Below are 1597 nucleotides of genomic sequence, written 5' to 3' on the forward strand. Positions count from 1 at the left end.
CCCGCCGCACCGCCGCCCGAGCGGCTCTCGACCGGGATGCGCGCGGAGCCGATGATGGGGCTGCACGCGCTGCTCGAGGCCGCCGACGCTGCCGAGCGGCACCCCGGCGAGCTGGGGACGACGGTGCGCGAGGAGATCCCCGTCCCGCCGATGTCCGGGCGCCGGGTGTCGACCGACGCCGACACGTTCACCTCGCTGCTCGCCTCGATCGACGACATGGCAGGGTCGCATGCGGCCGCGACGGCGGCGGCGGCCGCCGCGACGGCGACCGCTGCGCCGGTCGTCGCCCGGCCGGGCGCCGAGGTGGATGCGGCCGCGCACCCGGACGGTGACCCGCACCCCGCGGCGACCAGGCCGATGCCCGCGGCGCGGTTCGCGCCGCGGGACGCCGTGGTGACCCCGGTGACGTTCAACCCGATCCCGGTGGCCGCGCCGGCCGAACCCGAGGACGAGGTCGAGCCGGAGCCGGAACCGGACCCGGAGCCGGAGCCCGAACCGGAGCCCGAACCCGAAGCCGAGGCCCCGCCCGAACCGGCGCCGCGCGGCCGGTCGCGCGCCGCTCCGCGTGCCGGCGGCGGCGACCGGCGGGCGCTGCTCGCACTCGGCGTGCCGGCCGCGCTGCTCGGCGACGGCCCGCTCGACGAGTCGATGCCGATCTCGGAGCTGCTCGCGAGCCTGGGCCGCCCGCCCGGGCTGCTGCGCACCTTCGGGTCGATCGTCGCCGTCGTCGGTGAGAGCGCGCAGGCGTTCACCGTCGCCTCGCAGATGGCGCAGCGCGTCGGGCAGAACCCGCACGACGTCGTGCTCGCGGGGGAGATGCTCGCCGTGGCCGGCCACGGTCGCCGGCTGCTGGGCCCGCCGGCCGCCGCCTGGTTCCGGGCCCGCATCGCCGGCGGCCAGGCGGTGAGCATCGTCGCGATCGGCGTCGGTGGGGCGGCCGAGGACTGGCCGAGCGCCGCCGATCTGCTCGCCGAGCTCGAACCGGACCAGACCTGGGCCGTCGTCGACGCGCGCCTGAAGCCCGCCGACCTGCGGCACTGGATGCGGGCGGTCGGCGGGGGGCGCACGTTCGACGTCGCCGCGGCGTCGCACGTGCTCGAGACCCAGGAGCCCGGGACCGTGCTGGACCTCGACCTGCCGGTCGGCTGGATCGACGGGCTGCCGGCCACCCCGATGGTGTGGGCCGCGGCTCTCAGCGAGCGGCTCGACGGCGGCGCCCGCTGGGACTGAGCTCGGTCACGGCCCGACCCGGGCGTACCCCGAACTCGCCCACCCGAGCCGCGACCGGAGGCCCGGATGTTGTGGCCGGCGACCGTCGTCGCCTGGAAACTGCGCACATCGGTGCCAACTGGGTACATCCGACGTGCGCACTCTGCGATCGGGTCGAGTCTTTGCGAATCGGACCCGCCCACGTCGAGCCAGATCTGGGACGCCGGGTTCGACGACGCCTCACCGTGCCTCGCTCCGGACGAAACTGAGCGGCCCGAGCGCGCCTGCCGCCGTGAGATCGCGCGACTTCACTCAAGAGCCTGGGTGTGTGGCTGGGTGTATCGAACGTGCACCTGGGGTGCACGTTCGATACACCCAGCCATACCCC

The 1597-nt window shown here is 76.0% G+C and carries 1 pseudogene; it reads left to right on the plus strand.

Features of this window, described 5'->3' with window-relative positions:
* Positions 1-1230, plus strand: a pseudogene (locus tag VIM26_RS17000) (hypothetical protein); the annotation flags it as partial.
* Positions 1231-1597 lie beyond the last annotated feature (367 nt).

The sequence above is a fragment of the Pengzhenrongella sp. genome (assembly GCF_036565025.1).
Taxonomy (GTDB): domain Bacteria; phylum Actinomycetota; class Actinomycetes; order Actinomycetales; family Cellulomonadaceae; genus Pengzhenrongella.